21 protein-coding genes and 1 pseudogene are annotated in these 22,481 nt (G+C 67.9%); 8 read left to right on the forward strand and 14 right to left on the reverse strand.

Annotation, left to right across the window (positions count from 1 at the left end):
* Positions 1–4 precede the first annotated feature (4 nt).
* The 3 genes from Q8814_RS06765 to Q8814_RS06775 are packed head-to-tail and all read left to right on the forward strand — an operon-like array spanning position 5 to position 3,487.
* Positions 5–964 carry an ABC transporter permease gene (locus tag Q8814_RS06765; protein ID WP_330151254.1) on the forward strand — a complete coding sequence of 320 codons (960 nt, stop codon included), beginning with the start codon at positions 5–7 and terminating at the stop codon, positions 962–964.
* A complete protein-coding gene (locus tag Q8814_RS06770; RefSeq protein WP_330151255.1) occupies positions 961–1,827 on the forward strand; it encodes an ABC transporter permease in 867 nt (288 codons plus the stop codon). The genes Q8814_RS06765 and Q8814_RS06770 overlap by 4 nt, the downstream gene beginning before the upstream one ends.
* Positions 1,828–1,858: 31 nt before the next feature.
* Complete coding sequence (locus Q8814_RS06775) at positions 1,859–3,487, forward strand: ABC transporter ATP-binding protein (RefSeq protein ID WP_330151256.1); 1,629 nt, start codon at positions 1,859–1,861, stop codon at positions 3,485–3,487.
* A 58-nt stretch (positions 3,488–3,545) separates the two neighbouring features.
* On the opposite strand, the gene Q8814_RS06780 is transcribed toward Q8814_RS06775, so the two are convergent.
* Genes Q8814_RS06780 through mftA form a run of 7 tightly spaced genes read right to left on the reverse strand, consistent with a single transcriptional unit; the run spans position 3,546 to position 11,225 of the window.
* Positions 3,546–5,522: a mycofactocin system FadH/OYE family oxidoreductase 2 gene (locus Q8814_RS06780; protein ID WP_330151257.1), complete on the reverse strand. Its 1,977-nt coding sequence runs from the start codon at positions 5,520–5,522 to the stop codon at positions 3,546–3,548.
* A 2-nt stretch (positions 5,523–5,524) separates the two neighbouring features.
* On the reverse strand, positions 5,525–6,337 hold the full coding sequence (locus tag Q8814_RS06785; protein WP_330151258.1) for a mycofactocin-coupled SDR family oxidoreductase: 813 nt from the start codon (positions 6,335–6,337) through the stop codon (positions 5,525–5,527).
* A gap of 32 nt (positions 6,338–6,369) precedes the next feature.
* Positions 6,370–8,280 (reverse strand): mycofactocin system FadH/OYE family oxidoreductase 1, encoded by a 1,911-nt coding sequence (locus Q8814_RS06790; RefSeq protein ID WP_330151259.1) that lies wholly within the window; start codon positions 8,278–8,280, stop codon positions 6,370–6,372.
* Positions 8,281–8,315: 35 nt separating this feature from the next.
* The gene (gene mftD, locus Q8814_RS06795) at positions 8,316–9,524 is read right to left on the reverse strand and encodes a pre-mycofactocin synthase MftD (protein ID WP_330151260.1); all 1,209 of its coding nucleotides are present in this window, start codon (positions 9,522–9,524) and stop codon (positions 8,316–8,318) included.
* A gap of 34 nt (positions 9,525–9,558) precedes the next feature.
* A complete protein-coding gene (mftC, locus tag Q8814_RS06800) occupies positions 9,559–10,797 on the reverse strand; it encodes a mycofactocin radical SAM maturase (protein WP_330151261.1) in 1,239 nt (412 codons plus the stop codon).
* A gap of 30 nt (positions 10,798–10,827) precedes the next feature.
* Positions 10,828–11,127: a mycofactocin biosynthesis chaperone MftB gene (mftB, locus tag Q8814_RS06805; protein WP_330151262.1), complete on the reverse strand. Its 300-nt coding sequence runs from the start codon at positions 11,125–11,127 to the stop codon at positions 10,828–10,830.
* 2 nt (positions 11,128–11,129) lie between these two features.
* Positions 11,130–11,225, reverse strand: coding sequence for a mycofactocin precursor MftA (gene mftA, locus Q8814_RS06810; protein ID WP_330151263.1), 96 nt, complete (start codon positions 11,223–11,225; stop codon positions 11,130–11,132).
* Positions 11,226–11,346: 121 nt separating this feature from the next.
* Between mftA and mftR the strand changes: the two genes are divergently transcribed.
* Both mftR and mftM read left to right on the forward strand, forming a co-directional pair.
* Complete coding sequence (gene mftR, locus Q8814_RS06815) at positions 11,347–11,955, forward strand: mycofactocin system transcriptional regulator (protein ID WP_330151264.1); 609 nt, start codon at positions 11,347–11,349, stop codon at positions 11,953–11,955.
* A gap of 34 nt (positions 11,956–11,989) precedes the next feature.
* Positions 11,990–12,799 (forward strand): mycofactocin oligosaccharide methyltransferase MftM, encoded by an 810-nt coding sequence (mftM, locus tag Q8814_RS06820; RefSeq protein ID WP_330151265.1) that lies wholly within the window; start codon positions 11,990–11,992, stop codon positions 12,797–12,799.
* A 40-nt stretch (positions 12,800–12,839) separates the two neighbouring features.
* On the opposite strand, the gene Q8814_RS06825 is transcribed toward mftM, so the two are convergent.
* Entirely contained in the window at positions 12,840–13,679 is an 840-nt protein-coding gene (locus Q8814_RS06825; RefSeq protein WP_330151266.1) for an alpha/beta fold hydrolase, read from the reverse strand.
* 67 nt (positions 13,680–13,746) lie between these two features.
* On the opposite strand from Q8814_RS06825, the gene Q8814_RS06830 reads away from it, so the two are divergent.
* The gene (locus tag Q8814_RS06830) at positions 13,747–14,337 is read left to right on the forward strand and encodes a TetR/AcrR family transcriptional regulator (RefSeq protein ID WP_330151267.1); all 591 of its coding nucleotides are present in this window, start codon (positions 13,747–13,749) and stop codon (positions 14,335–14,337) included.
* An 11-nt stretch (positions 14,338–14,348) separates the two neighbouring features.
* Here Q8814_RS06830 and Q8814_RS06835 read toward each other — a convergent pair whose 3' ends face one another.
* From Q8814_RS06835 to ggt, 4 genes are all read right to left on the reverse strand, one after another.
* A complete protein-coding gene (locus Q8814_RS06835; protein WP_330151268.1) occupies positions 14,349–15,023 on the reverse strand; it encodes a MadR family response regulator transcription factor in 675 nt (224 codons plus the stop codon).
* Entirely contained in the window at positions 15,020–16,378 is a 1,359-nt protein-coding gene (locus Q8814_RS06840; protein WP_330151269.1) for a MadS family sensor histidine kinase, read from the reverse strand. The genes Q8814_RS06835 and Q8814_RS06840 overlap by 4 nt, the downstream gene beginning before the upstream one ends.
* Positions 16,375–17,577, reverse strand: a complete 1,203-nt coding sequence (locus Q8814_RS06845; RefSeq protein WP_330151273.1) for an iron-containing alcohol dehydrogenase — start codon at positions 17,575–17,577, stop codon at positions 16,375–16,377. Before Q8814_RS06845 ends, Q8814_RS06840 begins: the two co-directional genes overlap by 4 nt.
* A 159-nt stretch (positions 17,578–17,736) precedes the next feature.
* Positions 17,737–19,713: a gamma-glutamyltransferase gene (ggt, locus tag Q8814_RS06850; RefSeq protein ID WP_330151270.1), complete on the reverse strand. Its 1,977-nt coding sequence runs from the start codon at positions 19,711–19,713 to the stop codon at positions 17,737–17,739.
* A 154-nt stretch (positions 19,714–19,867) separates the two neighbouring features.
* Between ggt and Q8814_RS06855 the strand changes: the two genes are divergently transcribed.
* Together Q8814_RS06855 and Q8814_RS06860 are read left to right on the forward strand one after the other, a co-directional pair.
* The gene (locus tag Q8814_RS06855) at positions 19,868–20,263 is read left to right on the forward strand and encodes an ArsR/SmtB family transcription factor (RefSeq protein ID WP_330151271.1); all 396 of its coding nucleotides are present in this window, start codon (positions 19,868–19,870) and stop codon (positions 20,261–20,263) included.
* Positions 20,260–20,742, forward strand: a complete 483-nt coding sequence (locus tag Q8814_RS06860; RefSeq protein WP_330151272.1) for an SRPBCC family protein — start codon at positions 20,260–20,262, stop codon at positions 20,740–20,742. The genes Q8814_RS06855 and Q8814_RS06860 overlap by 4 nt, the downstream gene beginning before the upstream one ends.
* Before the next feature lie 24 nt (positions 20,743–20,766).
* Here Q8814_RS06860 and madC read toward each other — a convergent pair whose 3' ends face one another.
* Positions 20,767–22,293, reverse strand: coding sequence for a MadC family VWA domain-containing protein (madC, locus tag Q8814_RS06865; RefSeq protein ID WP_330151274.1), 1,527 nt, complete (start codon positions 22,291–22,293; stop codon positions 20,767–20,769).
* A gap of 7 nt (positions 22,294–22,300) precedes the next feature.
* Positions 22,301–22,481 (reverse strand): annotated as a pseudogene (locus tag Q8814_RS06870) (MoxR family ATPase); the annotation flags it as partial.

The raw sequence follows: 22,481 nt of genomic DNA on the forward strand, positions 1-22,481 counted from the left end.
ACCGATGCTGCACTACACCCTGCGTCGCATGCCGTCCGCGCTGGTCGTCCTGGCCGCCGGATCCGTCGTGATCTTCGCGCTGTTGCGCCTGGTTCCCGGCGACCCGGCACTGATCCTCGCCGGACCGGACGCCTCACCCGAGGCACTCGATGCGCTGCGCAGCGAGCTCGGTCTGACCGGTTCTCAACTGGGACAATATTTCTCGTGGATCGGCGACGTCCTCACGTTCGACCTCGGCCGCTCCCTGATCCTCGGCGGAGAAATCGGCAGCCTGCTGCCCGACGCCCTCGGCAACACACTCGTGCTGTCCCTCTCGGCACTGTTCCTGGCGGTCCTCATCGCCTTCACCGCGAGCACCGTCTCGGTGGTTGTCGACCGGAAGTGGCTCAACAGCTTCGTGACGGCATTCGGCACCGTCGCAGTGGCGATCCCCAACTTCGTCACCGGTGCCGCACTGGTGGTGCTCTTCGGAGTGGTGTGGGCGGTACTGCCGGCCGGAGGAATACCCCGCAGGGGATTCCTCGACGACCCGGGCATCTCGGTGCAGTACCTGATCCTGCCCGGGTTGTGCCTGGCGTTGCCGATCGCCGCAGCGTTGACCCGCTTCCTGACCGAGTCGCTGCGCACCCAGCTCACCGAGCCGTACGTGACCACCGCGCGAGCGCTGGGCATCCCCCGTCACCGAATCGTGCTCACGCAGGTTCTCCCGAACGCACTACCGTCCACCGTCACCGTCCTCGGCATCCAGATCGGTCATCTGCTCGGCGGTGCCGTGCTGGTCGAGGCGATCTTCGCCTGGCCCGGACTCGGACACCTGATCGAGCGGGCCATCTCGAGCCGGGACTACCCGGTGGTGCAGGTGATGCTGCTGTTCTCCGTCGTACTGTTCGTCGTCATGCAACTGGTCACCGACCTGGTCAACGCGTGGCTCGACCCACGAATCCGCCTGGAAGGCCACGCATGAGCGTCACGGCATCGACCACGTCATCGGTCGCACCGACCGGATCGGATCGACAGAATCGCTGGAGCGCATTGAGGAGTGGCCGCGGTCTCGTCGGAGTCGTCCTGGTGGCCGTCGTAGTACTGGCCGGTGTACTCGCTCCATTGCTCGCACCGTTCGCCCCGGACCAGCAGTTCCCCGGTGCCACCTTGCAGGCACCGGACGGTACCCATCTGCTCGGCACCGACTCGGTCGGGCGCGACATCCTCTCCCGCACCCTGTACGGCATCCGCATCGATCTGATCGTGGTGTTCCTGGCGGTTCCTGCCGGTGCAGTGCTGGGGTCGCTGCTCGTGCTCGCGGCCACGCGGTTCGACTGGCTGGACACCGCACTTCAACGCTCGTTCGACCTGATTCTCGCCTTCCCGACGATCGTGCTCGCCATCGCATTGACCATGGTGGTCGGACCGGGCGTCTGGACGATCGGCGCGGTGATCGTGCTCGCCGAGGTACCGGTCTTCGGCCGACTGACACGAACATCGGTGCTTACGGTCCGCCAGGCACCGTTCGTCGAAGCGGCCCGGGTCGTCGGCGCCGACGAAGGGTGGATCCTGCGCCGGCATGTGCTGCCGAACTGCCTCGAGCCGCTGACGGTGCAGCTCGCCCTGGCGATGTCGGTCGGGGTATTCATCGAAGGCGCGATGAGTTTTCTCGGGCTCGGCGTCATCCCACCCGCACCCTCGCTCGGGTCACTCATCAAGGAAGGCACGCAGAACGCCTACCACTCACCGCTGTTCGTCGTCGGCCCGCTCACCGTCGTCGTCATCCTCGTTCTCGGACTGCTCCTGATTTCGCAAGCTCTGGCCGCCGGCTCCCGCCGCCGGTGACCCGAACCCGTCTCCAGCAAGGATCCTTCTCGTGCCCGTACCATTGCTTACTGTTCGCGGCCTGAACATCAACTTCGGCGGTACCCGCGCCGTCGGCAACGTCTCGCTCGAGGTCGAACGAGGCGAAGTGGTGGCGCTGGTCGGCGAGTCCGGCTCCGGTAAGTCCATGACCGCACGGGCAATCCTCGGCCTGCTTCCCGACAGTGCCACCGCGCACGGCTCGATCCTCCTCGACGGCACCGAAATCATCGGTGCCGACGAGAACGGTCTCAATCGTTTGCGCGGCGACAAGGTCGCCCTGATCTTCCAGGAACCTCAGAGCTCCCTGAACCCCGTGCGCCGCATCGGATGGCAGCTGCGTGAGGCGATCCGGGCGCACCGCAAGATCTCGTCGGCCCAGGCCAGGGCGATCGCGATCGATTTGCTCGACCAGGTGGAGATCCCCGACCCGACGAGTCGCGTGGACCACTTCCCCCACCAGCTCTCCGGTGGACAGAAGCAGCGTGTCGCGATCGCGCTGGCATTGGCGGGTGACCCTGACCTGCTCGTTGCCGACGAACCCACCACCGCCCTGGACGTCACCGTGCAGGCCGAGATCCTGGCGCTGCTCGACCGGGTCCGGCAGCGCACCGGCATGGGTCTGCTGCTCATCACCCACAACATGGGTGTCGTTGCCCAGCACGCCGATCGTGTGGTGGTGTTGCGCGACGGGTACGTGGTCGAGACCGGTACCGCGCACTCGCTTTTCGATGCAGCGGAGCATCCGTACACGCGAGCACTGCTGGCGGCAGTACCGCGATTGCCCGAGCATGCATCGACTGTGACCGAACCGGAATCCGATGCCGACATCGTCCTCGAACTCGACGGAGTGGGCGTCACCTATCCCGCCCGCCGTGGTTCCGCGGCGTTCCGAGCCGTCGAGACCGTCGACCTGACCGTCCGGCGCGGCGAAGTCGTCGGACTCGTCGGCGAATCCGGATCCGGAAAGTCCACGCTCGGACGTGTGGCGATCGGGCTCGTACCGGCGACCGAGGGCCGGGCGCTGGTCGAGGGGGACGACCTTGCTTCGATCTCGGCGTCTCGCCTCCGCGAGCTGCGCCGCAATGTGGCGTTCGTGCAGCAGGATCCGGCGACTTCACTCGATCCACGGTTGTCCGTCGCGGCCAGTGTGCGCGAACCTCTGGACGTGCACGCCGTCGGCACCCCGGCCGAGCGGCGCAGAAAGGTGCTCGACCTGTTCGACGCCGTGCGCCTGCCCTCGGCTCTCGCGGCTCGCTTTCCACACCAGCTTTCCGGGGGCCAACGTCAACGCGTCGCGCTGGCCCGCGCACTGGCCCTGACTCCCCGGCTGCTGGTCGCGGACGAACCGACCAGCGCCCTCGACGTGTCCGTCCAGGCGGACATCCTCGACCTCTTCGTCGAGATCCAGCGTGAGCTCGGCTTCGCGTGCCTGTTCATCAGCCACGATTTGGCCGTGGTGCACCAGGTCGCCGATCGGGTCGTGGTGCTGCAGTCGGGGTCGGTGGTCGAAACCGGGCCCGTGGACGCGGTGTTCACCGCACCCCGCGAGCCGTACACCCGCGCGCTGATCGATGCGGTGCCGATCCCGGACCCGGCACGCCGTCCCGGCGCCCACCCGCGACGGCCGGTCGCGGTGTAAGCCACCGCCCGGAAGTCCCCCGCGGCACCGGCCGAACACTCCGAGCAGAGATCTGCCGCTACACGGTCGACGCGGCCGAGTCGCCTTCCAGGATCGCGGCGTGGGCTCGTCGCGGGGTCACGGCATCGCCGACACGGAGAACGTGGAACATGCTGTTCGACAAGGACTTCCACAAGTCGTCGACCGGCTCCTGGTGCGTGGCGACGACCACCGCGTCCACGGTGCACCGTCGCGTGTCACCCGTCCGGTGATCGACCAGCGATACCTCGACCGTATCTCCCGAGTCGGCGGCCTCGCCGATCACCGTGTCGGTGATCTGCCGGATGCCCTTGCTGTACGCGCGCCGCGTCCATCCGTCCATGTCCAGCGTGAGACCGAGATCCTGCCCCACGATCATGCCGCTCGTACACACCGTGACGGTGCAGCCACGGTCGGCGAGCAGTTCCGCGACCGATGTCGCCTCGTGAAATCCCAGATCGTCGACGACGAGCACCCGTCCGGCCGGATCGGCACGTCCCTCCAGCACCTCACGCACGTCGACGATCCGCGCGGAATCCGGTGCCCAGCCGGGACGGCGGGGTCGCGCCCCGGTCGCCACGATCACAACGTCGGGCCGACAGGCCTGCACGAAAGCGGCGTCGACCTCCGTCCCCGCACGAATCTGTACACCGGCCCGGACGCATTCCGCTTCGAGGCTCGTCACCATCCCGAGCAGCTCGCCCCGGTGAGGAGCCGTGGACGCGCCCCGAATCTGACCTCCCACCAGGTGCTCTCGTTCGTAGAGGGTGACCGAGTGGCCGCGTCGCGCAGCGGTCGCGGCGGCCTGCAACCCGGCCGGTCCGCCCCCGACCACGAGCACCCGGCGCCCGACCCGTGGCGGTTGGGGCAGCGGCACCGACTCGCGACCGGCCCGCGGATTCACGGTGCAGCCGATCCACCGCCCCAGCCCGACGCGACCGATGCATTCCTGATTGCAGCCGATGCACGGCCGCACCTCGGTGTCGCGGCGGTCGAGGGTCTTGGCGGCGAACTCCGGGTCGGCGATCTGGCCTCGCACCACTCCCACGAGATCGCACACTCCCCCGGCGAGCGCGGCGCGGACCTGTTCCGGAGCGGTGAACCGGCCGACCCCGACCACCGGCAGCGACACCTCCCGGCGGATCGCGTCGGGCACGAACAGCGAATAGCCGTGCGGCGTGGACATCGGCGCTTCGACGAGATGCAGGGTCTCGGTGGCGACACCGACGGAGGTGCTGAGATAGTCGACGGCACCCGTCCCGTCCAGCATCCGCGCGACCTGCACGGCGTCGTCGACCTCGATGCCTCCGGCGGTGCCGTCGTGACCGCTCAGTCGCACGCCCAGTACCCGGCCGGGGCCGAGAGCGCCGCGCACCGCCTCGACGACCTCGATCAGCAGCCTGGCTCTGCGGTCCAGGTCTCCGCCGTAGCGGTCGGTGCGTGGGTTGGTGCCGGGGGCCAGAAACGCGCGGAGGATCGAGGCCTGCGAACACTGGATCTCGACGCCGTCGAAACCGCCGTCGGCGCACCGGCGGGCGACGGCGGCGTAGCCGTCGACGAGTTCGGCGATCTCACCGTCCCCGATCGCCACCGGGACCTCACGGAACAGCGGGTCCGGGTCGGGTCCGGGTGCCCACAGCGGTCGCTCCGTGTACATGCCGGTGCCCTGCGCGCCGTTGTGGTTGAGCTGCGCGAGGATCCGCGCTCCGTGCGCGTGCACGGCCGTGGTCAGGCGCCGGTAGCCTGAGAGCACGGCGGGATCCCACCCGCGAATCAGCTTCTCGTACGGGCGGTCGGAGGGATGAACGGTGTGTTCCTCGGTGACGATCAGTGCCGCGCCGCCGCGCGCGCGGGCCTCGTAGTAGGCGATGTGCTGATCGGTGACCGCACCGTCGACCGCGAAGTTCGTCAGGTGGGCGGGAAAAATGATCCGGTTGCGCAGGATGACCGGGCCGAGCCGTAGCGGAGCCTGCGGCCCGACCTCGGCTGGCTCGGCTCCGACCACCCTGCGCGGCACCGTCAGACCTTCGAGTTGCCCTGGTCGAGCGCCATCTGGCTGCCGGTGATGGTTTTCGCGCGGTCGCTCGCGAGGAACAGGACGGCGTCGGAGGTGTCGTCCGGGTCTGCGATCGGCTTCTCGGTGAGGATCGGTGCGAAGTTGGGCAGCCAATGCGGGAACTTCTTGAACATCTCGGTTGCGCCCGGGTCGGTCCCCATCGGCGTGTTCACCCCGTACGGGTGGATGGAGTTGACCCGGATCCGGTACTCGCCGAGTTCCTTCGCCGCCGTCTGGGTCATGCCGACAAGACCGAATTTTGCTGCCGCGTAGTTGATCTGGCCGGGCATGGCCTTGAGGCCGGCGACGGAGCTGACGAGGATGATCGATCCGCCGTTTCCGGCCTCGATCATCGCGGGTGTGGCGGCCTTGAGCGTCTTGAACACGCCGGTGAGGTTGATGTCGATCAGTTCCTCGAACTGCTCGTCGGGCATCTCCCAGAAGCGGTTCCAGCTGCAGATGCCGGCGTTGGCAACGACCACGTCGAGGCGGCCGAACTGCTCGACACCCTCGTCGACGACTGCTTTCAATGCCGCGCTGTCGCGGACGTCGGCGACACGGGCCAGGATCTTGCCGCCGGCCTCCTCGACGAGCCGGACGGTCTCCGCGAGGTCGTCTTCCTTGGCCTGCTCGTAGGAGACATATTCCGACACCGGCTTCGAGACGTCGACACCGATGATGGAGGCGCCTTCCTTGACGAACCGCAACGCGTGGTTGCGTCCCTGCCCGCGCGCGATGCCGGTGATGAAGACGACCTTGCCGTCGAACTCGCCCATGTGGGTCCCTTCAGATCAGTGTGTGTAACAGGTTACAGTTTCGATCCGAGAAGGTGCCCCTCCCGGACCGCTTCCCGCACCGTCCGGGGAGCGATGCAGTCACCGATTCCATCCAGCCCAGGTCGCTGCAATCTGTCATCCGGCAGTCCCACTGAGCAGTCGACGAGCATCGCGCCGGCCACCGTGACGGGCACGCCTGTGATGCGGTGCGCGAGGTGTACTCCCGTCGCATCGACAGCACACACCGTGACGCCGAGATGCCGGGTGATGCCGGCACGCTGCAACCGGACGTTCGCGCCCACGAGGTCGCCGGTCGGAGACAGGCGCGATCCGGGGATCGGGTCGACGGACGCGTAGATGACCGTTCGGCCGAGGGCAGCCAGGTGTTCGGCGACCGCGACGGCGCTCGGACCCCCGACGGGATCCCAGACGACGACCCGCTCCCCTACGGCGCCCGGGCCGGCGAGTGCCTGTACAGCCGTGAGATAGCGGGCGGTGTCGTCGACCGGGAATCCGGGTGGTCGCGGACTGCTGCCGGTCGCGAGTATCACCGACTCGCCCGCGTGCCGGGCCGCGTCGATCTCGTCGCCGGTCACGGTGGTGCCGGTGCGAATGCGCACGTTCAGGTCGCGGCACCGGCGCTCGAGCCAGTCCGCCAGCTGTGCAAAGGGGGCGCGGCCCGCCCCGGCCGCGACGGTGCGCAGCATGCCACCCACACTGTTGTCGCGTTCGGCAACGGTGACGCGGTGACCGCGTTCGGCGAGAACCCGCGCGGCTTCGAGGCCTGCCGGTCCCCCACCGACAACCATTACCTCGCGCACCGATCCCGGCGCGGGAGTGGGGGGCTCGACCTCCCGTCCGGCTTCGGCATTACCGATACACCCCACTATCGGGTTGTGGAAGTCGCGCACGAGGCAGGCCTGGTTGCAGCGCACGCAGGGCCGGGGGCTTCGATCTTCCCGGACTGCAGTGACCAGGTCCGGGTCGGCGATCTGGGCGCGCGTCATCTCGACCATGTCGCAGATCTCGTCGTCGAGAGCGTGTTGTGCGTAGGCCGGATCGACGACGCTGCCCTGCAACACGACCGGCACGACACCGGCGACCGACTCACGGATCGCACGGCACAACTCCCGGTTGAACCCCGGCCGGGTGTGTGCGTCCGGCCGGTATGTCTCGGCCGAGAACAGCCCACCGCGCACCACGGTGAGCAAGTCGAGCGATGCGGCCAGCTCGCGCACGTGGCGGACGGCCTGTTCGGGAGTGATGCCCGCCCAGGGGGCGGTTTCGTCGCAGCTCAAACGCAACGCGAGGATCCGGTCGGGGCCGAGTTCGGCGCGCACCGCGGAGATCACCTCCCGGATCACCGACAGCCGATCGAGGCCGTGCCGGTCGGCGCGGTGGTTGGTGAGTCCGGACAGGAACTGCCGGAGCAGCGCGGTGGGCCCGGCATCGAGTTCGACACCGTCGAGATCGGCCGCGACGGCAAGCGCAGCGGCGCGACGGAAGCCTTCGATTACCGCGTCGATCTCGCCGGTGCCCATCTCCATGGGCAATTCCCGTGTCGCGGGATCGGGTACCCGCGACGGCGCCCACAGCGGCGCGCGAGTCCACGCGCTGGAGCCCTGCAGACCGCTGTGCCCGAGCCCGGCGAGCACCAGCGTCCGGTGAGGCCTGCAGGCGGCGACGATTTCGGCCCATCCGTCACCGGCACCGGCACCGGCAGCGAGCGGGGCGCGCTCGTAGGGCCGATCGAGTGGGTGGATCGATGCCACCTCTGTCACGACCACACCGGCACCGCCGCGTGCCCGACGTTCGTAGTATGCGGTGTGCCGACGCGTAAACACGCGCCCTGAACCGAGATTCGTTTCATGGGGGCCGAAGAGCACCCTCGCCGGAGCGGTGCGTCCGGCGAGGGTGATCGGGTCGGTGAGCGCGAGGCCCATTTGTTCCGCGAGTCTGTTCCGCGATGCGGGTGCGGTCAGATACCGAGATCGCGCCGGAAGCCGTCGGGAACGAAGACGTCGTCGGGTGTCAGCTCGTGAATCGAGTTCTTGCCCAGACCCATGAGTGCGGAACCGATACCGCCGCTGAGGATGTCGAGGACGTTCTCGACGCCGGCCTGGCCGTTGGCGGCGAGACCCCACAGGTATGCCCGGCCGATCATGACGGCGTCCGCACCGAGTGCGACAGCCTTCACGACATCACTGCCGCGGCGGATACCGCCGTCGAGCAGCACTTCGATGTCGCCGCCGACCGCTTCGGCGATTGCGGGCAGCGCCCGGATCGGCGCCGGGGTGCCGTCGAGGTTGTTGCCGCCGTGGTTGGACACCGAGATCGCGGTGACGCCGGCGTCGACGGCGCGTTTGGCGTCGTCGACGCGCATGACGCCCTTGAGCATGAACGGTCCGTCACCCCACTGCTCCCGCAGCCATGCGACGTCTTCCCAGGTGGGCAGCGGGGTGCTCATCCATTCGCCGTACGCACCGAAGAACGTCGGTGCCACACCGTCGGGGGGTGTGAGGTTCGGGGTGGTCAGGTCGGGCACGTTTCCGGTCTTGGCCCACTCGAGCAGCCACTTGGGCCGGAGGATGCCCTCGGGCGCGAACTTGACCATCGCCGAGAGATCCATTTTTTCGGGGATCGCGGGGCTGCCCCAGTCGCGGCCGTTGGAGAACGACCAGTCGAGGGTCATGATCAGGCCCTTGGCGCCGGCGGCGCGGGCCCGTTCCATGCGCTGGACCAGCGTCTCGCGGCTGCCGACCCAGTACATCTGGAAAAAGGTCTTGTCGTTGGCGGCAGCGACCTCCTCGATGGACTTGCTCGCGAACGAGCTCAGTCCCATCGCGGTACCGCGGGCGGCCGCCGCCCGCGCCACCGCAACCTCACCATCGGGGTGCACGGCCTGCACTCCCGTCGGGGAGATCAGCACAGGCATCGAAATGTCTTGACCCATAACGCGGGTCGCCATCTCACGCTTGTCGGACAGGCCGGCGACGTGCGGGGCGAAGCCGAGTTGCCGGAATGCGGTGGTGTTGTCGTCGACCGTGAGACCGGCCTCGGAGCCGGCCACCAGCGCGCCGTAGACGGATTTGGGCAGCTTCTTCTTCGCCCGTTTCTGGGCGACTGCGACGGTTTCGAACCACGGGCTCTGCGCCCACGGGTTCTTCAGCCACGAAAGGTTGGCCATGTGAGGTCTTCTCCTGAAACTGTGCGAACGAAAGCTACGCGAGCGGGTTCTCGTCGCAGAACTTGGCGGGCGGGCGGGTGAGCAGTGTCAGCGGCACCGGGGCCGCCGGCGTGCGGCGCTCGGCGCGCTTCCCGGTGCGGGAGTGGTCGACGCTGGACTGCGGGACCGTGCGGTCGGCGTCGAGGGCCGATTGTCCGTAGCCCTGAACGCATTCGGGGTCGGGGCCGTCCATGGGCAAGCCGGTGAAGAACTTCGCGGCCATGCAACCGCCGCGACACGAGTCGTAGAAGTTGCACGAGCTGCACGCGCCCGCGGACTGCGGTGCGCGCAGCTCGGCGAACAACTCCGAGTTCTTCCATACCTGCGAGAATCCCCCGTCGGTGAGGATGTTGCCGGCGAGGAAATTGTCGTGGATCGCGAACGGGCACGCGTAGACATCGCCCACCGGGTCGATCAGGCACACCACCCGGCCCGCGCCGCACAGGTTCAGCCCCGGTAGCGCTCCGCCGCCGCCCTCGCCGCCGAACGCGGACAGGTGGAAGAACGAATCGCCGGTGAGCACTCCCTCGCCGTGCGCGACGAGCCAGTCGTAGAGCTGCCGCTGCTGCTCGTGGGTGGGGTGCAGGTCGTCCCACACATCGACCGCGCGGCCGGACGGACGCAGCCGGGTGATGCGCAAGGTGGCGCCGAAGCGGTCGGCGAGGGCCTTGAACTCGTCGAGCTGCTCGACGTTCTGACGCGTCATGACCACCGAGATCTTGGCGTCGCGGAACCCGGCCTCGGCCAGGTTCTCGAGCGCGCGCACGGCCATCGCGAACGAGCCGGGCCCGCGCACGGCGTCGTTGACCTCCGCGGTCGCGCCGTCGAGGGAGATCTGCACGTCGACGTAGTCCGAGGCGGCCAGCCGGGCGGCGACCTTCTTGTCGATCTTGACGCCGTTGGTGGAGAACTTCACGCCCACCTGATGGTCGGTGGCGTAGTCGACGAGTTCCCAGAAATCGGAGCGCACGGTGGGTTCGCCGCCGCCGATGTTGACGTAGAACACCTGCATGCGCTGCAGTTCGTCGATGATCGCCTTGCACTGTGCGGTGGACAGCTCCCGCGGATCGCGTTTGCCCGACGACGACAGGCAGTGCACGCACGAGAGGTTGCAGGCGTAGGTCAGCTCCCATGTCAGGCAGATGGGGGCGTCGAGGCCTTTTTCGAACTGGTCGACGAGGCGGCCGACCTTCACAGGTGCTGCGGTGGCGGGCGGTTCGAGCAGGGAGGTCATGGACTGGTCCTCACTTGGGGTGGTCCGGTGTCAGGCCGGGACGATCATGTGGGAGTCGGCCAGCGTGCGCAGTGCGTGCACGTACGGCCGCTCGGCGTTCTCGTCGATCCCGTGGGTGCGCAATGCCTCCCGTACCGAGTCGTGGTCGCCGAGGGAGCGGACGACGTCGACGATGACGGTGTTCTTCAGGAACGACAGCTTGCGGGTGCCGAAGTGGTAGAGCAACGCCCCGAAAGGTTCGGGGCGAAGCGCTACCTGCGGATGGAGCCGCCAGGTGGCACCCGGATCGAAATGTGTGGTGGACACGTCGGTGGCTCCGGGCGCGGTCATGATCAGTACACGCCGCACATGCCGTCGATCGACACCTCTTCGACGAGGGACTCCTCGATCAGGTCGGACTCGTTTACCGCATTGTCACGATCGGACATGAATTCCTCCTCGATTCGAACCCCTGAACGAAACGGGTGACACAGCCGGGGTGGTGCTGTGACTCGGTTCACCATTCTAATGGCATCGAGTGCATAATGTCATCACCGAAGGGAGAAAGTAATGCCCAGCCGCCGGAAACCGTCCGCTCGGATAGGTCGACGCCCCTCCACTACGAGGGAGAGCCTGTCGGCGATCGGCATCGAACTTTTCCGGACGCGCGGGTTCGACGAGACCAGCGTCGACGAAATCGCGGAGGCCGCCGGCATCGCACGCCGGACCCTGTTCCGGTATTTTCCGTCGAAGAATGCAGTGCCATGGGGAGATTTCGATGCGCACCTGGCGCACATGCGCACCCACCTCGCCGCACTTCCCGACGATGTACCCCTCGCCGATGCGCTCGGATCCGCGCTCCTCGACTTCAACACGTTTCCCGAATCCGAATCGCAGCGACACCGCGCGCGGATGGAACTGATCCTGCGGAATCCGACCCTGCAGGCGTATTCGTCGGTCATGTACCAGGGATGGCGAGGCGCGATCGCCGAGTTCGTCGCGCGGCGCACGGGTGCCGCCCCGGACGATCACTACCCGCGCACCGTCGCATATCTGCTGCTTGCGGTGGCGGTGTCGGCCTACGAGCAGTGGCTCGCCGACGAGACCCTCGAACTACCCGACCTGTTGGCCGACGGAATGCGCACGCTCTACAGTGGGCTGAACCACTCCGGGAGTTGAATTGCCCCGGCTCCGACCCGAACGAGGCTCACCCATGACCGTGCTCGATTCGCTCGCCCCCTGTCCGCCCGGTCGCTGGACGCACGGTCATGTGACCGTAGAGCGAGTCCGCACGGGTTCGATCACGTTGTACCGCAACGGTAGTGATCTGCGAGTGACCCACTCTCTCCACCCCGAGGATCTCAGCGAAAGCCTAGTAGCGGGTGTCACCTCGTCGATTGTCGACTCCGATTTCGGGCAGGACGAATTCGAACTCACCATGGTGGGCCTGGTGCGATCCACGGTGCCCGGTGCTCTCGAATCCTGGACCACCTACTATCGCAATTCGTTGAACGAACTCATCGACGGCACAGCGGATTTCGCTCCCATTCACGACATGGCCGCCGCACTCGTCCGCGGCGACGTAGTCGACCTGGGCTCGTGCTTCGGCTTCCTTCCGCTCCGGCTGGCGGGCAAAGGGACTGCGGTGACGGCCACCGACATCCTGCCGGGCACCATGCGCCTGCTCGACGCCGTCGCACCGCAACTGGGGCTGTCCGTCGACACCCTCGTGTGCGATGCCGCGCATGTGCCCGTCCCCGACAACAGCGCCGACACGGTCACCGCCATCCACCTGCTCGAGCACGTCGACGACGAGATCGGTGCCGCCGTGATCGCGGAGTCACTGCGCATCGCGCGCGAGCGGGTGGTCATCGCAGTTCCGTTCGAGGACGAAGCGACGGCATGCCACGGGCACATCCGCACCTTCGACCTGGCGGCTCTCGACGCGCTGGGAGACAGCACCGATCGGCCGTACGAGGTGTTCGAGCACCACGGCGGCTGGCTCGTCATCGACGCGGGCTGACCTGCGGCGGGAGAGCCTGGCGGCAGGGCACCCCGACCGCCTACGGCCGACTGCCGACGAGGAACTCGGACATCGCTTCGGCTACCGCCTCGGGTTGATCGAGCATCGAGAGGACATAGGCGTCGTCGATCTCCGTGAGTGTGGCGTTGGGCAACAGTTGCGCGAGCCGTTGTCCGTGACTGCGCGGCATCACCTTTCCCGCCGACGACCACAGCACCAGCGCCGGACCCGTAAAGTGCTGCAGCGCTTCTGTATCGGCGACGAGTTCGGATTCGACCGTAGGTGTGGTGCCGTACTTGCGCAGGTCACGGAGTACATCTTTGTTCCGGAGTCCGGGTTCACTCCAGGTACGGATAAGGGCGTCGGGCAGCGGCTTGCGCGCCATCCAACCGAGCAACAGGGGCGTGCTACGCAGCCACCGGATCCGCAACTGCCGCAGTGCGAGCGTGAGTCCGCCCGGGATACGCGCGGCCAGTACCGCCATCCTGCCCGGCAGCCCCGGCGGGAAGTTGTCGTAGGCCTCGCACGGCAGCAGGATCAGCCGGCCGACGCGTTCGTCGAGACCGTAGGCGGTAAGAAAGAGTGCACCTCCCCAATCGCTGTGCACCAGAGTCACATCGTTCAGATCGAGGGCTTCGAGGAAGTCGGCGACGAGCTGGTTCAGCCCGCGCAGACTCAGGTCCGCGTCGGGGCGCATGGGCTCGGGATGAGAGCCGAGCGGTAGGTCCGGAAGCACGTAACGGAAGCCGTCGGGTAATCGGCCGATCACCTCGTCCCACACGAGGTGGGTCATGAAGACGCCGTGCAGCAGGACCACGGCAGGGCCGTCTCCGCGTTCGACGTAGTGGATCGGACCGGCGGGGAGATCAACGGTGGGCATCGGCACACCTTTCACTTGAGTGATCGCTCAAGAACCTTTGATCTAGTGTGGTGCTCAGGAGGAGAAGATGTCAACCGATACCCGCGATCGCATCCTGACAGCGATGGGAGAGCTGATGCGTCGGCAGGGCTACAGCGCTACCGGCGTCAAGCAGGTGTGCGACCTGGCCCATGCACGGATGGGCTCGCTCTACCATTACTTCCCCCACGGAAAGCAGCAGGTCGCAGCGGAGTCGCTGCGTGCGTCAGGGGAGGCCTACATCCAATTGCTGCCACTGCTGATGGACCCGTACGACGATCTCGGCGACGCGGTATCCGCATTCTTCGAAGCCGGCGCACAGCAGATCGAAGACAGCGGCTGGATCAACATGTGCCCGGTGGGCACGGTGGCCGGCGAGATCGCCGACAGCGAACCCGAGCTTCGCGCCGCGGCGGCCGACATCATGGGGTCCTGGGTCGCGGCCGGAACCACCTATTTCGAAGCTCGCGGCCTCGGCAACGCGGATGCACGAGAATTGATCCTCGCAATCCTGGGCGCATTGGAAGGCGCTTTCGTTCTGTGTCGCACGCTGCGCACGTCGGAGCCCATGCGCGCGGCGGGCCGCTCGATGACTGCGCATCTCGAAACGCTGCGCTCCGGTAAGAAGTACGCATCGTAGGTCGCGAGGTGTCAGATCAGACCCTGCTTGCTCGCCGCATACACCGCCTCGGCGCGGCGGCCCACTCCGAGCTTGCGCATGATGTTGCTGACGTGAAACTTGACAGTGGTCGCCGAAATAAACAGCTGCTCACCGATCTTCGTGTTCGACAAGCCTGCCGCGAGTAGCCTCAGCACCTCGAGTTCACGCGCCGTGAGCTGCTCGGTGGACCCGCCCTGCCCGTTGAGCGACCGCACCACCGCTGCCGCACTGCGGGAGTCGAACGCGCTCTCCCCACGGCACACCGCGCGGATCGCACGGACGAGTTCGGTCGTGTCGACGTCCTTGACGACATAACCGCGGGCGCCGGCATGCACGGCCCGAACGACGAGCTGCTCGTCGAGGAAGGTCGTGAGAACGAGCAGTCCGATACCGGGATGAGCCGCCGACAGCTTTCCGCACAGCGCAAGCCCCTCGAACTCCGACCCTGCGGACAACTTCAGGTCCATCAGCACGATGTCGGGGCGCACCCGATCGACGAGGGCCACGGCCTCCGCTTCGGTCGAGGCCTCCCCCACCACCTCGAGGTCGTCTTCCCGGTCGAGGATCGAACGCAATCCCTGCCGCAGGATCGCGTGGTCGTCGACGAGCACGATCCGGACGGTTGCGCTGCGCACCTGCCGATCATGTGACCCGGTCACCGTCATCGTGTCTCTCCAGTCTGCTGTGTTTCTCGGCGCACGGGAATCCGCGCCGCCACCCGCACGCCCCCGATCCGTGCCTTGCGCACTTCGAGGGTGCCGCCGAGTTCTTCTGCGCGGGCCTGCATATTCGCCAGTCCCCGGTGGCTTCCGTCGACGTCGCTGTGAGCGGCCAGTTCGAGCATCAGTCGCATGCGTGCCGGGTCGCCGTTGCCGTCGNCGGAGACGGAGACGCGTCCGTACGTCAGTCGCAGGACCGCTCGGGTCGCGTTGGCATGCACAGCGGCGTTGAACAGTGCCTCCCCGGCGATTCGCAGGAGCGAATGCTCTGCGTCGCCGGACAGTTCGACGGGTGCGCCACCCACCCGTACCGTGATGTCCAGGTCGCCCGGCAGGTGCGCGACCCGCAACTGCTCGAGCATCTCGGGCAACGACGAGCGGTCGGCGTCCGAGGTGCGGTTGAGGGCGTAGATGGCCGAGCGCAACTGTTCGACCGCGCGGCGCGTGAGTTCCTTGGCAAGGTCGAGGCGCTCCCTGCGCTCGTCGTCGGGAACGTCGCTGCGGCACACCTCGATCTGCATACCGGCGGACAGCACGGCCTGGGCGACGCTGTCGTGCAGTTCGCGCGCGATGCGGTGACGTTCCTCGTCGAGTGCTTGATGCCTGTGCGCGACACCGAGTTTCCGTTGGGTCAGTGCCAGTTGCCGCAGGGTCGCTTCGAGTTCCTCGTTGCGCGTCTGCAGATCTGCCGCCGCCCGGTTCGCTTCCCGATACGCCTGCTCGGCGCGGCCGAGCAGAAGTTGCCCCCGCTGGTACAGCGCCGAGTTCTGCAGGGCAACCGCGGTCTGGCTGGCCAGGATCGACAGCACCGCCCGGTCTGTGCCGTCGAGGGTGCGATGTTCCGGTGTCCACGCTGCGATCGCCCCGGCGACACCGCCGTCCAGCACGATCGGCACGAACGCGTGATGGGCTTCGACGACGGCGGAAGGCTCGATCGTTCCGCGGCGGATCTCGTCGAGCCGCGAGACCACCTCTCGGGGTAGCGGCGGACCCTCGACATCGTCGACCAGGAACGGGGTGGCGTCCGGACCGAGCACCAACCGGCGCGGACCGGCGTCGGGCAGGGTGCCGTCGGTGAGGGCGAACACCACCCATCGGGCGCTCAGGTGGGCGCGGGCGGCCTCGGCCACCGCGCAGATCAACGTTTCCGGCCCTTCGACGGTGCGCACGAGGGCGCGAGAGATGAGCTCGAGAGCGTGGACGACACGTTCGAGCCGCTCGGCCGCACCGCGGTACTGCGGATAGAAGGTCGACTTCCCCGATCGCAGACCGGTGAGTGCGGACAGGTCGGGCGCGGTCACAACGCCGTCCGGAACAGCTCGATCATCTGCTCGTGCGTGGCCGCGCGCGGATTGGTCGACATGCACGCGTCGCGAAGGGCGCCCGTTGCCAGCTGCGGCAGGTCTTCGTCCCGGACTCCGAGTTGCCTCAGTCCCCGCGGAACCCCGACGCGACAGGCCAGTTCCTCGATACGCGCCGCGACCGCCTCGACGGCGTCGGATGCGGGGCCGCGGGCCTCTTCGAGCTCCAGGGTCGTGGCGATCGCGACGAACGGGGCGGGATCGGCGGCACCGTTGAACCTGATGACATGCGGTAGCAGCACCCCGTTGATGACTCCGTGCGGCTGATCGAGAAGACCGCCGACCTGGTGGCTCATCGCGTGGGTGGCACCGAGGATCGCGTTGGTGAATGCGAGGCCGGCCTCGAGACTCGCCTGCGCCATCATCGCCCGCGCCGGCATGTACAGCGGATCGTCGATGGTGCGGACGAGCGTGCCGGTGACCATGTCGACCGCCCGCAGCGCGTGGTGGTCGGTGAGCGGGTTGTGGGCCCGGGAGACGAACGCTTCGATGCCGTGGGTCAGGGCGTCGAGTCCGGTCGCCGCGTTGAGATCGTCGGGCATCGTGGTGAGCAGCCGCGGATCTATCACCGTCAGGTCCGGCACCAGCGCGCGTCCGATGATGGTGATCTTGCTGCCGCGTGCGGTGTCGGTGACGACGCAGAATTGCGACACATCGGCGCCCGTCCCGGAGGTCGACGGCACCATCACCATCGGCGGGATGGGCAGGGTGGCACGGTCGACGCCCTCGTAGTCGAGGATGTTGCCGCCGTTCGCGGCCAGCACGGCGATGCCTTTCGCGGCGTCGATCACCGATCCACCTCCGAGCGCGAGGAGCACATCGCAGCCGTCGGCGCGATAGCGCTCGTGACCGGCCGCGATCTCGTAGTCCTTGGGATTCGGTGTCAGAGCGGACCACACGGTGACCGCGAGTCCGCAGTCCCGGAGATATCCGCGCAGCTCGCCCACCCATCCCGCGTCGATCAGTCCGGGGTCGGTGATCAGCATCGGCCGTACGGCGCCGAGCCGCACCGCCGCGTGCGCCGCCTCGACGAGCGATCCCTCGCCGAACACGATCTCGGGGGCATGGAACTTCACGAGCGCCGGCCCGCAGGCCCGGTGGTCGGCGCCGGCGGCTTCCGCCGGCTTGCGTTCCGGCATCACGACAGCCACTGCTCGACTCCTGACGATCCGCGTGAAGGTGTGACCCAGCTTACGTTGAGCCTCGAGCGTAGGCCGATCCGGACAGGGATGCACCGGGCCTCCGGACAGGGCCGTACCTACCCGATCGGGTAGGTACGGTTCGACCGTGCAGGGCGCTCAGCCGGTGGTGTCGCCCATCACCGCGCCTTCACGGCGGGGGTCCGCGCCGCCGATCCACCCCGCCTCGGTGCGCCGCAGCGCGCTCAGGCCGCTGGACTGCGGCGCCACCGACACCTGATGACCCCTGTCGCGCAGCTCCTGCACGAGCGCGTCGTGCGCACCGTCGTCCGAGCCGTCGACCGCCGGATGCTCGCTGCCGACCCCGGTCGCAGGGGTGTTCGCGGCACCGAAGGACACGGCAGAGACGGCCTGCTGTGGATCCAGGCCCCAATCCAGCATGCCGACAAGGGTTTTCACCACGAACTGGATGATCACCGATCCGCCCGGCGAACCCACGACGATCTGCACGTCTCCGCGTTCTCCGTCGGCGGACCGGTCGAACACGAGGGTCGGCGCCATCGAACTGCGCGGTCGCTTCCCCGGTTCGACCCGGTTGGCGACGGGAACGCCGTCCTCGTCGACCGGTTCGGCCGCGAAGTCGGTGAGCTGGTTGTTGAGTAGGAAACCGTCGACCATGTGGAACGACCCGAAAGCGGATTCGATGGTCGTCGTCATGGACGCGACATTGCCGTACTTGTCGGCGACGGACACATGACTGGTGCCGTATTCGGGCTCCTGTGGTGGCACGCCGAGCGGGACCGGACCGAAGTCGCCGGGCTGTGCCGTGCCCATGCTCTTCCCCGGATCGATCGATCCGGCACGATCGGCGAGGTAGTCCGGATTCACGAGCGTGTCGAGGGAACCGCCCGGCAACGGCACGAAGTCGGAGTCGGCGACGTACTTGTCGCGATCGGCGTAGGCGAGCCGTTCCGCTTCGGCGATCAGGTGGACGGCCTCGGGGTCGGGCACGCCCCCGTCCGCGTCGATCTCGGCAGGTGGGAGCCCCGCCAGGTCGAAGTTCTCGAGAATCCCCAGGGTCGCCGCGACGGCCATGCCGCCCGACGAGGGGTTCGGCATCCCGCAGATCTCGGCGCCCCGATACGGCGTACACAGTGCGGGGCGTTCCTTGGCTTCGTATCCGGCGAGGTCCTGCTCGGTCATGGTGCCGGGGGTGCGGCCCCCGGAGTCGGTCGCGGTGGCTTCGACAACTGCCCGGGCGATGTCGCCCGTGTAGAACGCGTCGGCGCCGTCGGTGGCGATTGCGCCGAGTGTCTTGGCCATCGCCGGATTCGTGAGCGTCTCCCCCGCCGGCTTCGGACTCCCGTCCGGGCGCAGGAAATACGCGCGGGCATTCTCGTCGATGGTCAGTTGAGCCGCCGCGTCGGCGATCGAGTCGGCCATGCGGTCGCTGATCACGATGCCCCGGTCGGCGAGTTCGATTGCGGGATCGAACAGCGGCGCCCAATCGGTGCCGCCGTGTTCGGCGTGAACCATCTCGAGCATGCGCACGACACCCGGCACCCCGATGGATCGACCGCTCGACCGGGCGTCGGGTTTCGGTTCGGTGCGGTCGGTGTCGCCGATCCAGCGCAGGTAGTTCTCGTCCGCCGACATCGGCGCGGTTTCGCGACCGTCGTATGCCTGCACCTGCCCGGATTCTGCGTCGTAGTAGAGCAGGAACGCGCCGCCGCCGATACCCGACGACTGCGGTTCGACGAGGCCGAGCACCATCTGCGCGGCGACGAGGGCATCGGCAGCGGTGCCGCCGTCGCGGAGGACCTCGCACGCGACCTGGGTGGAGGCGGGATTGGCGGTGGAGACGGCATACGAGGCGGTGGTCACCGCTGTCATGCCGGTGCGGTAGCCGGTGGCGATTTCGGGTTCGGTCGCGAGATCGCGGTCGGCGGTACCGGGCGGGGGCGGCACGTCGGTCACCGGGGTGCCGTTCGGCTGGGCCGTACACGGCTGCCCCGAGGGCTGGGCCGCCTGCGCCTGGTCGTCGCCCGTCGCGGTACACGCTCCGATGAGGACGACGGACACGCTCGCGGCAAGCGCGGCTCGAACTCCGGACCGAACTCTCGCTACCGAGGTCACCTCGTCGACGCTAACAGCGCCCACTGCCGGCCGGAGGTGTTTGCCCGGGCACTCTCGACGGTCGCCCGCGAGGTTTCGGAAAACTGTTGACATCAGGACGGAAGCGGCGCATTCTTTAGTCAACCGACAGATTGATAAAGAAGAAGGTTGATAAATGGACGGAAGCCGAACCGACGACGAACTTCTCGACATCGCCTTCGCGGCGCTCGCCGATCCGGTTCGCCGCCGCATAGTCGCCCGGCTCAGCCGGGGACCGGCCACCGTCAACGAACTCGCGGAACCCTTCGCGATCACCAAACAGGCGATCTCGAAGCACATTCAGGTACTCGAGCACGCCGGACTCGTCACGCGCACACGCGACGCCCAACGCCGGCCCGTCCACCTGAACCCCGCACGGCTGGAGACGCTGACCTCCTGGATCGATCGGTATCGGTTGGTCAAAGAGCAGCAGTTCCGCGGTCTCGACGCCGTGCTGGCCCGGGAAGCGGCCGAGACAGACGATCATCGCCGGGATGACCACCACATCCCTCCCGAAAGGACAGCGAAGTGAGCAACGCACTGACCGTCAGCGTGCCCGAAGGCGTTCCCTTCATCGACTTCGAGCGTGAATTCGACTATCCCGTCACCGAGATCTTCCGGGCGCACCGGGATCCGGCCCTCGTCGCGCAGTGGCTCGGTCCACGCGGGGTGAACATCGACATGGACCACTACGATTTCCGCACCGGCGGAACCTACAAGTACACGCACAGCGACGAGGAGGGCGGGTCGTTCACCTTCTCGGGAGTTTTCCACACCGTGCGCGAAAACGAATTCGCTGTCCAGACATTCGAATTCGATGGGTTCCGCGACGTGGTGAGCATCGAGTTCCTCACCTTCGAGGACCTCGGGAACGGACGCAGCAAGCTCACCGGGCATGCCGTGTATCCGACGCTCGAAGCCCGGGACGGAATGGCGTCGACGGGGATGGAGGACGGCATGAACGACGGATACGAGCGGCTCGAGGAAACCCTCGCCAAAGCACACGCCTGAGCCGCTCGCCGAACTCGGCCGCGCTCAGCGCAGAGCGTGGCCGAGTTCTGCTGCCCGGGAAAGCAACTGGGCGCCGTCATGAGCGACCACCACTCGGTCGCACACCTGTGAGTACTCGGGCATGGCACACGTCGCCTGCGCCCAGTACCTCTCGGGCTCGGGAGTGACCCACGCCAGCCGATGGACGCGGCGCCGCAACTCCTCGAGCCGGTCGACCCGCGACGGCAGACCGTTGCACCGCCCGTCCCCCACCACGAGCACCGACGTGCGGCTGTCGACCGAACCCGCATGCTCGACGAGCAATTCGTCGAGCACCTTCCCGTAGTCGCTGCTCGCCTCGAGATCGAGACCGGGGTGGGCAAGGACGGCTGCCAGGGCACCGTCGCCGTCGGCCGCGAGCAGCTGCTGCGTCACATCGACCGGCCGATCGACGAACGCCACCACCCGGCAGCGGTGAGCGCGCCCGTGCATCGCCTGTGCCAGACGGAGAGTGAACGCGGTGATCGGCCGCACCGACAGCGACACGTCCGCAAGCACGAGCAGCCGCACCCGGTCCGGTCGCGGGGCACGGACGACGAGGTGGAACGGCACACCATCGGTACGCATTCCGGCGCGGGCGGTACGGCGCATGTCGAGCCGCCCACGGGTGCGTTCGCGGGGCCGGGGCCGGACCGGGCCACGCATGCGCCGCAGCACCTCGTGGCACGCGAGTTCGATCCCCGCCCGGTCCGCACCCGCCGGATCGCGTGGGTCCGGGACCTCGAGCTCGTCCCGATCCGGGAACGCGGCGCCGGCCGGCGACGCGACGAACGCCTCGACCGCTTCGACGAGGCGGTTCAGCTGGGCTTCGGTGAGCGCCTCCTCCGGCGCATCCGCTCCGTATGCCCGGCGCGGATCGTACGCATCGAGCCACGCCAGGATCGACGCGGGATCGTCCCAGGACAGTGAACCGGCAACGGCTGCCCCGGCGACGGCCGACAGCTCGCCGACCGTCGCGGTGCCCGCGCGATCCACGTCCACGGTGTAGGTCATGCCCCGCCGGCCCGAATCCGCGCCGGTATCGACGGACAGTGCCGCATCGGCCGAGGTCATCGACACGTCGTCGTCGTCCTTGTGCGGATTGAAACCTTTCTCCGCCTCGGGGGTGTCGAAATGGTCGCCCACCTCGGCGGCCCGTTCGTTGTATTCGGCGTAGCGCGCCAGGCCCGGATCGTCGTCGAGGTCGAGGGCTGTGGGCAGCGCATCGGCGAACAGGGCGCGGGGCTGCCGACACTCGGGGTCACCGCTCACGGCATCGACCGCGCCGAACAGTGCCTCGAAGGCCCGGTCGAAGCCGGCCTGTTCGTGGGGATACTTGGCGCACACTGCGCGCAGGCACGCGCGCAATACGTCCCGGTCGCGTGCACCGAGGAGGCCGAGAACTCGCCGAACCTCGATGGTCTCGGCCGGCGACGCCGCTACCCCGCAGCGCCGCAGAAGCCGTCCGAACACCGCCGCGACCACATCGAGGATGCGGCCGGGCCGCCGCAGGTCCGGTGCCGTCACGAGCATCGCGCCGTCACCGCCGCGTCTGTGTGCCGACACCCGCGCCGCCGCCGCGGCCGCGGAACACCGCGGTCGTGGTGTTCGCGGGGTGCGACGCGACCGTGACTCGTTCTGCCGGAGCAACATCGGACGGCTGCGCCGGAGAGTGCCGTGCGCCGCCGGCGAGCCGGCTCTTCGCCAAATCGACATCGCCG

Source organism: Rhodococcus chondri, assembly GCF_036327435.1.
GTDB lineage: Bacteria > Actinomycetota > Actinomycetes > Mycobacteriales > Mycobacteriaceae > Rhodococcus > Rhodococcus chondri.

Bases quoted from the DNA above. Each gene is read 5' to 3' on its own strand.
- mftD (WP_330151260.1), bottom strand. From the start codon at position 9,524: ATGGCCAACCTTTCGTGGCTGAAGAACCCGTGGGCGCAGAGCCCGTGG.
- Q8814_RS06765 (WP_330151254.1), top strand. From the start codon at position 5: ATGCTGCACTACACCCTGCGTCGCATGCCGTCCGCGCTGGTCGTCCTG.
- Q8814_RS06825 (WP_330151266.1), bottom strand. From the start codon at position 13,679: ATGCCCACCGTTGATCTCCCCGCCGGTCCGATCCACTACGTCGAACGC.
- Q8814_RS06830 (WP_330151267.1), top strand. From the start codon at position 13,747: ATGTCAACCGATACCCGCGATCGCATCCTGACAGCGATGGGAGAGCTG.
- Q8814_RS06845 (WP_330151273.1), bottom strand. From the start codon at position 17,577: ATGCCGGAACGCAAGCCGGCGGAAGCCGCCGGCGCCGACCACCGGGCC.
- Q8814_RS06770 (WP_330151255.1), top strand. From the start codon at position 961: ATGAGCGTCACGGCATCGACCACGTCATCGGTCGCACCGACCGGATCG.
- mftA (WP_330151263.1), bottom strand. From the start codon at position 11,225: ATGTCCGATCGTGACAATGCGGTAAACGAGTCCGACCTGATCGAGGAG.
- mftR (WP_330151264.1), top strand. From the start codon at position 11,347: ATGCCCAGCCGCCGGAAACCGTCCGCTCGGATAGGTCGACGCCCCTCC.
- mftM (WP_330151265.1), top strand. From the start codon at position 11,990: ATGACCGTGCTCGATTCGCTCGCCCCCTGTCCGCCCGGTCGCTGGACG.
- mftC (WP_330151261.1), bottom strand. From the start codon at position 10,797: ATGACCTCCCTGCTCGAACCGCCCGCCACCGCAGCACCTGTGAAGGTC.
- Q8814_RS06790 (WP_330151259.1), bottom strand. From the start codon at position 8,280: ATGGGCCTCGCGCTCACCGACCCGATCACCCTCGCCGGACGCACCGCT.
- Q8814_RS06835 (WP_330151268.1), bottom strand. From the start codon at position 15,023: ATGACGGTGACCGGGTCACATGATCGGCAGGTGCGCAGCGCAACCGTC.
- mftB (WP_330151262.1), bottom strand. From the start codon at position 11,127: ATGACCGCGCCCGGAGCCACCGACGTGTCCACCACACATTTCGATCCG.
- Q8814_RS06855 (WP_330151271.1), top strand. From the start codon at position 19,868: ATGGACGGAAGCCGAACCGACGACGAACTTCTCGACATCGCCTTCGCG.
- madC (WP_330151274.1), bottom strand. From the start codon at position 22,293: ATGCTCGTGACGGCACCGGACCTGCGGCGGCCCGGCCGCATCCTCGAT.
- Q8814_RS06785 (WP_330151258.1), bottom strand. From the start codon at position 6,337: ATGGGCGAGTTCGACGGCAAGGTCGTCTTCATCACCGGCATCGCGCGC.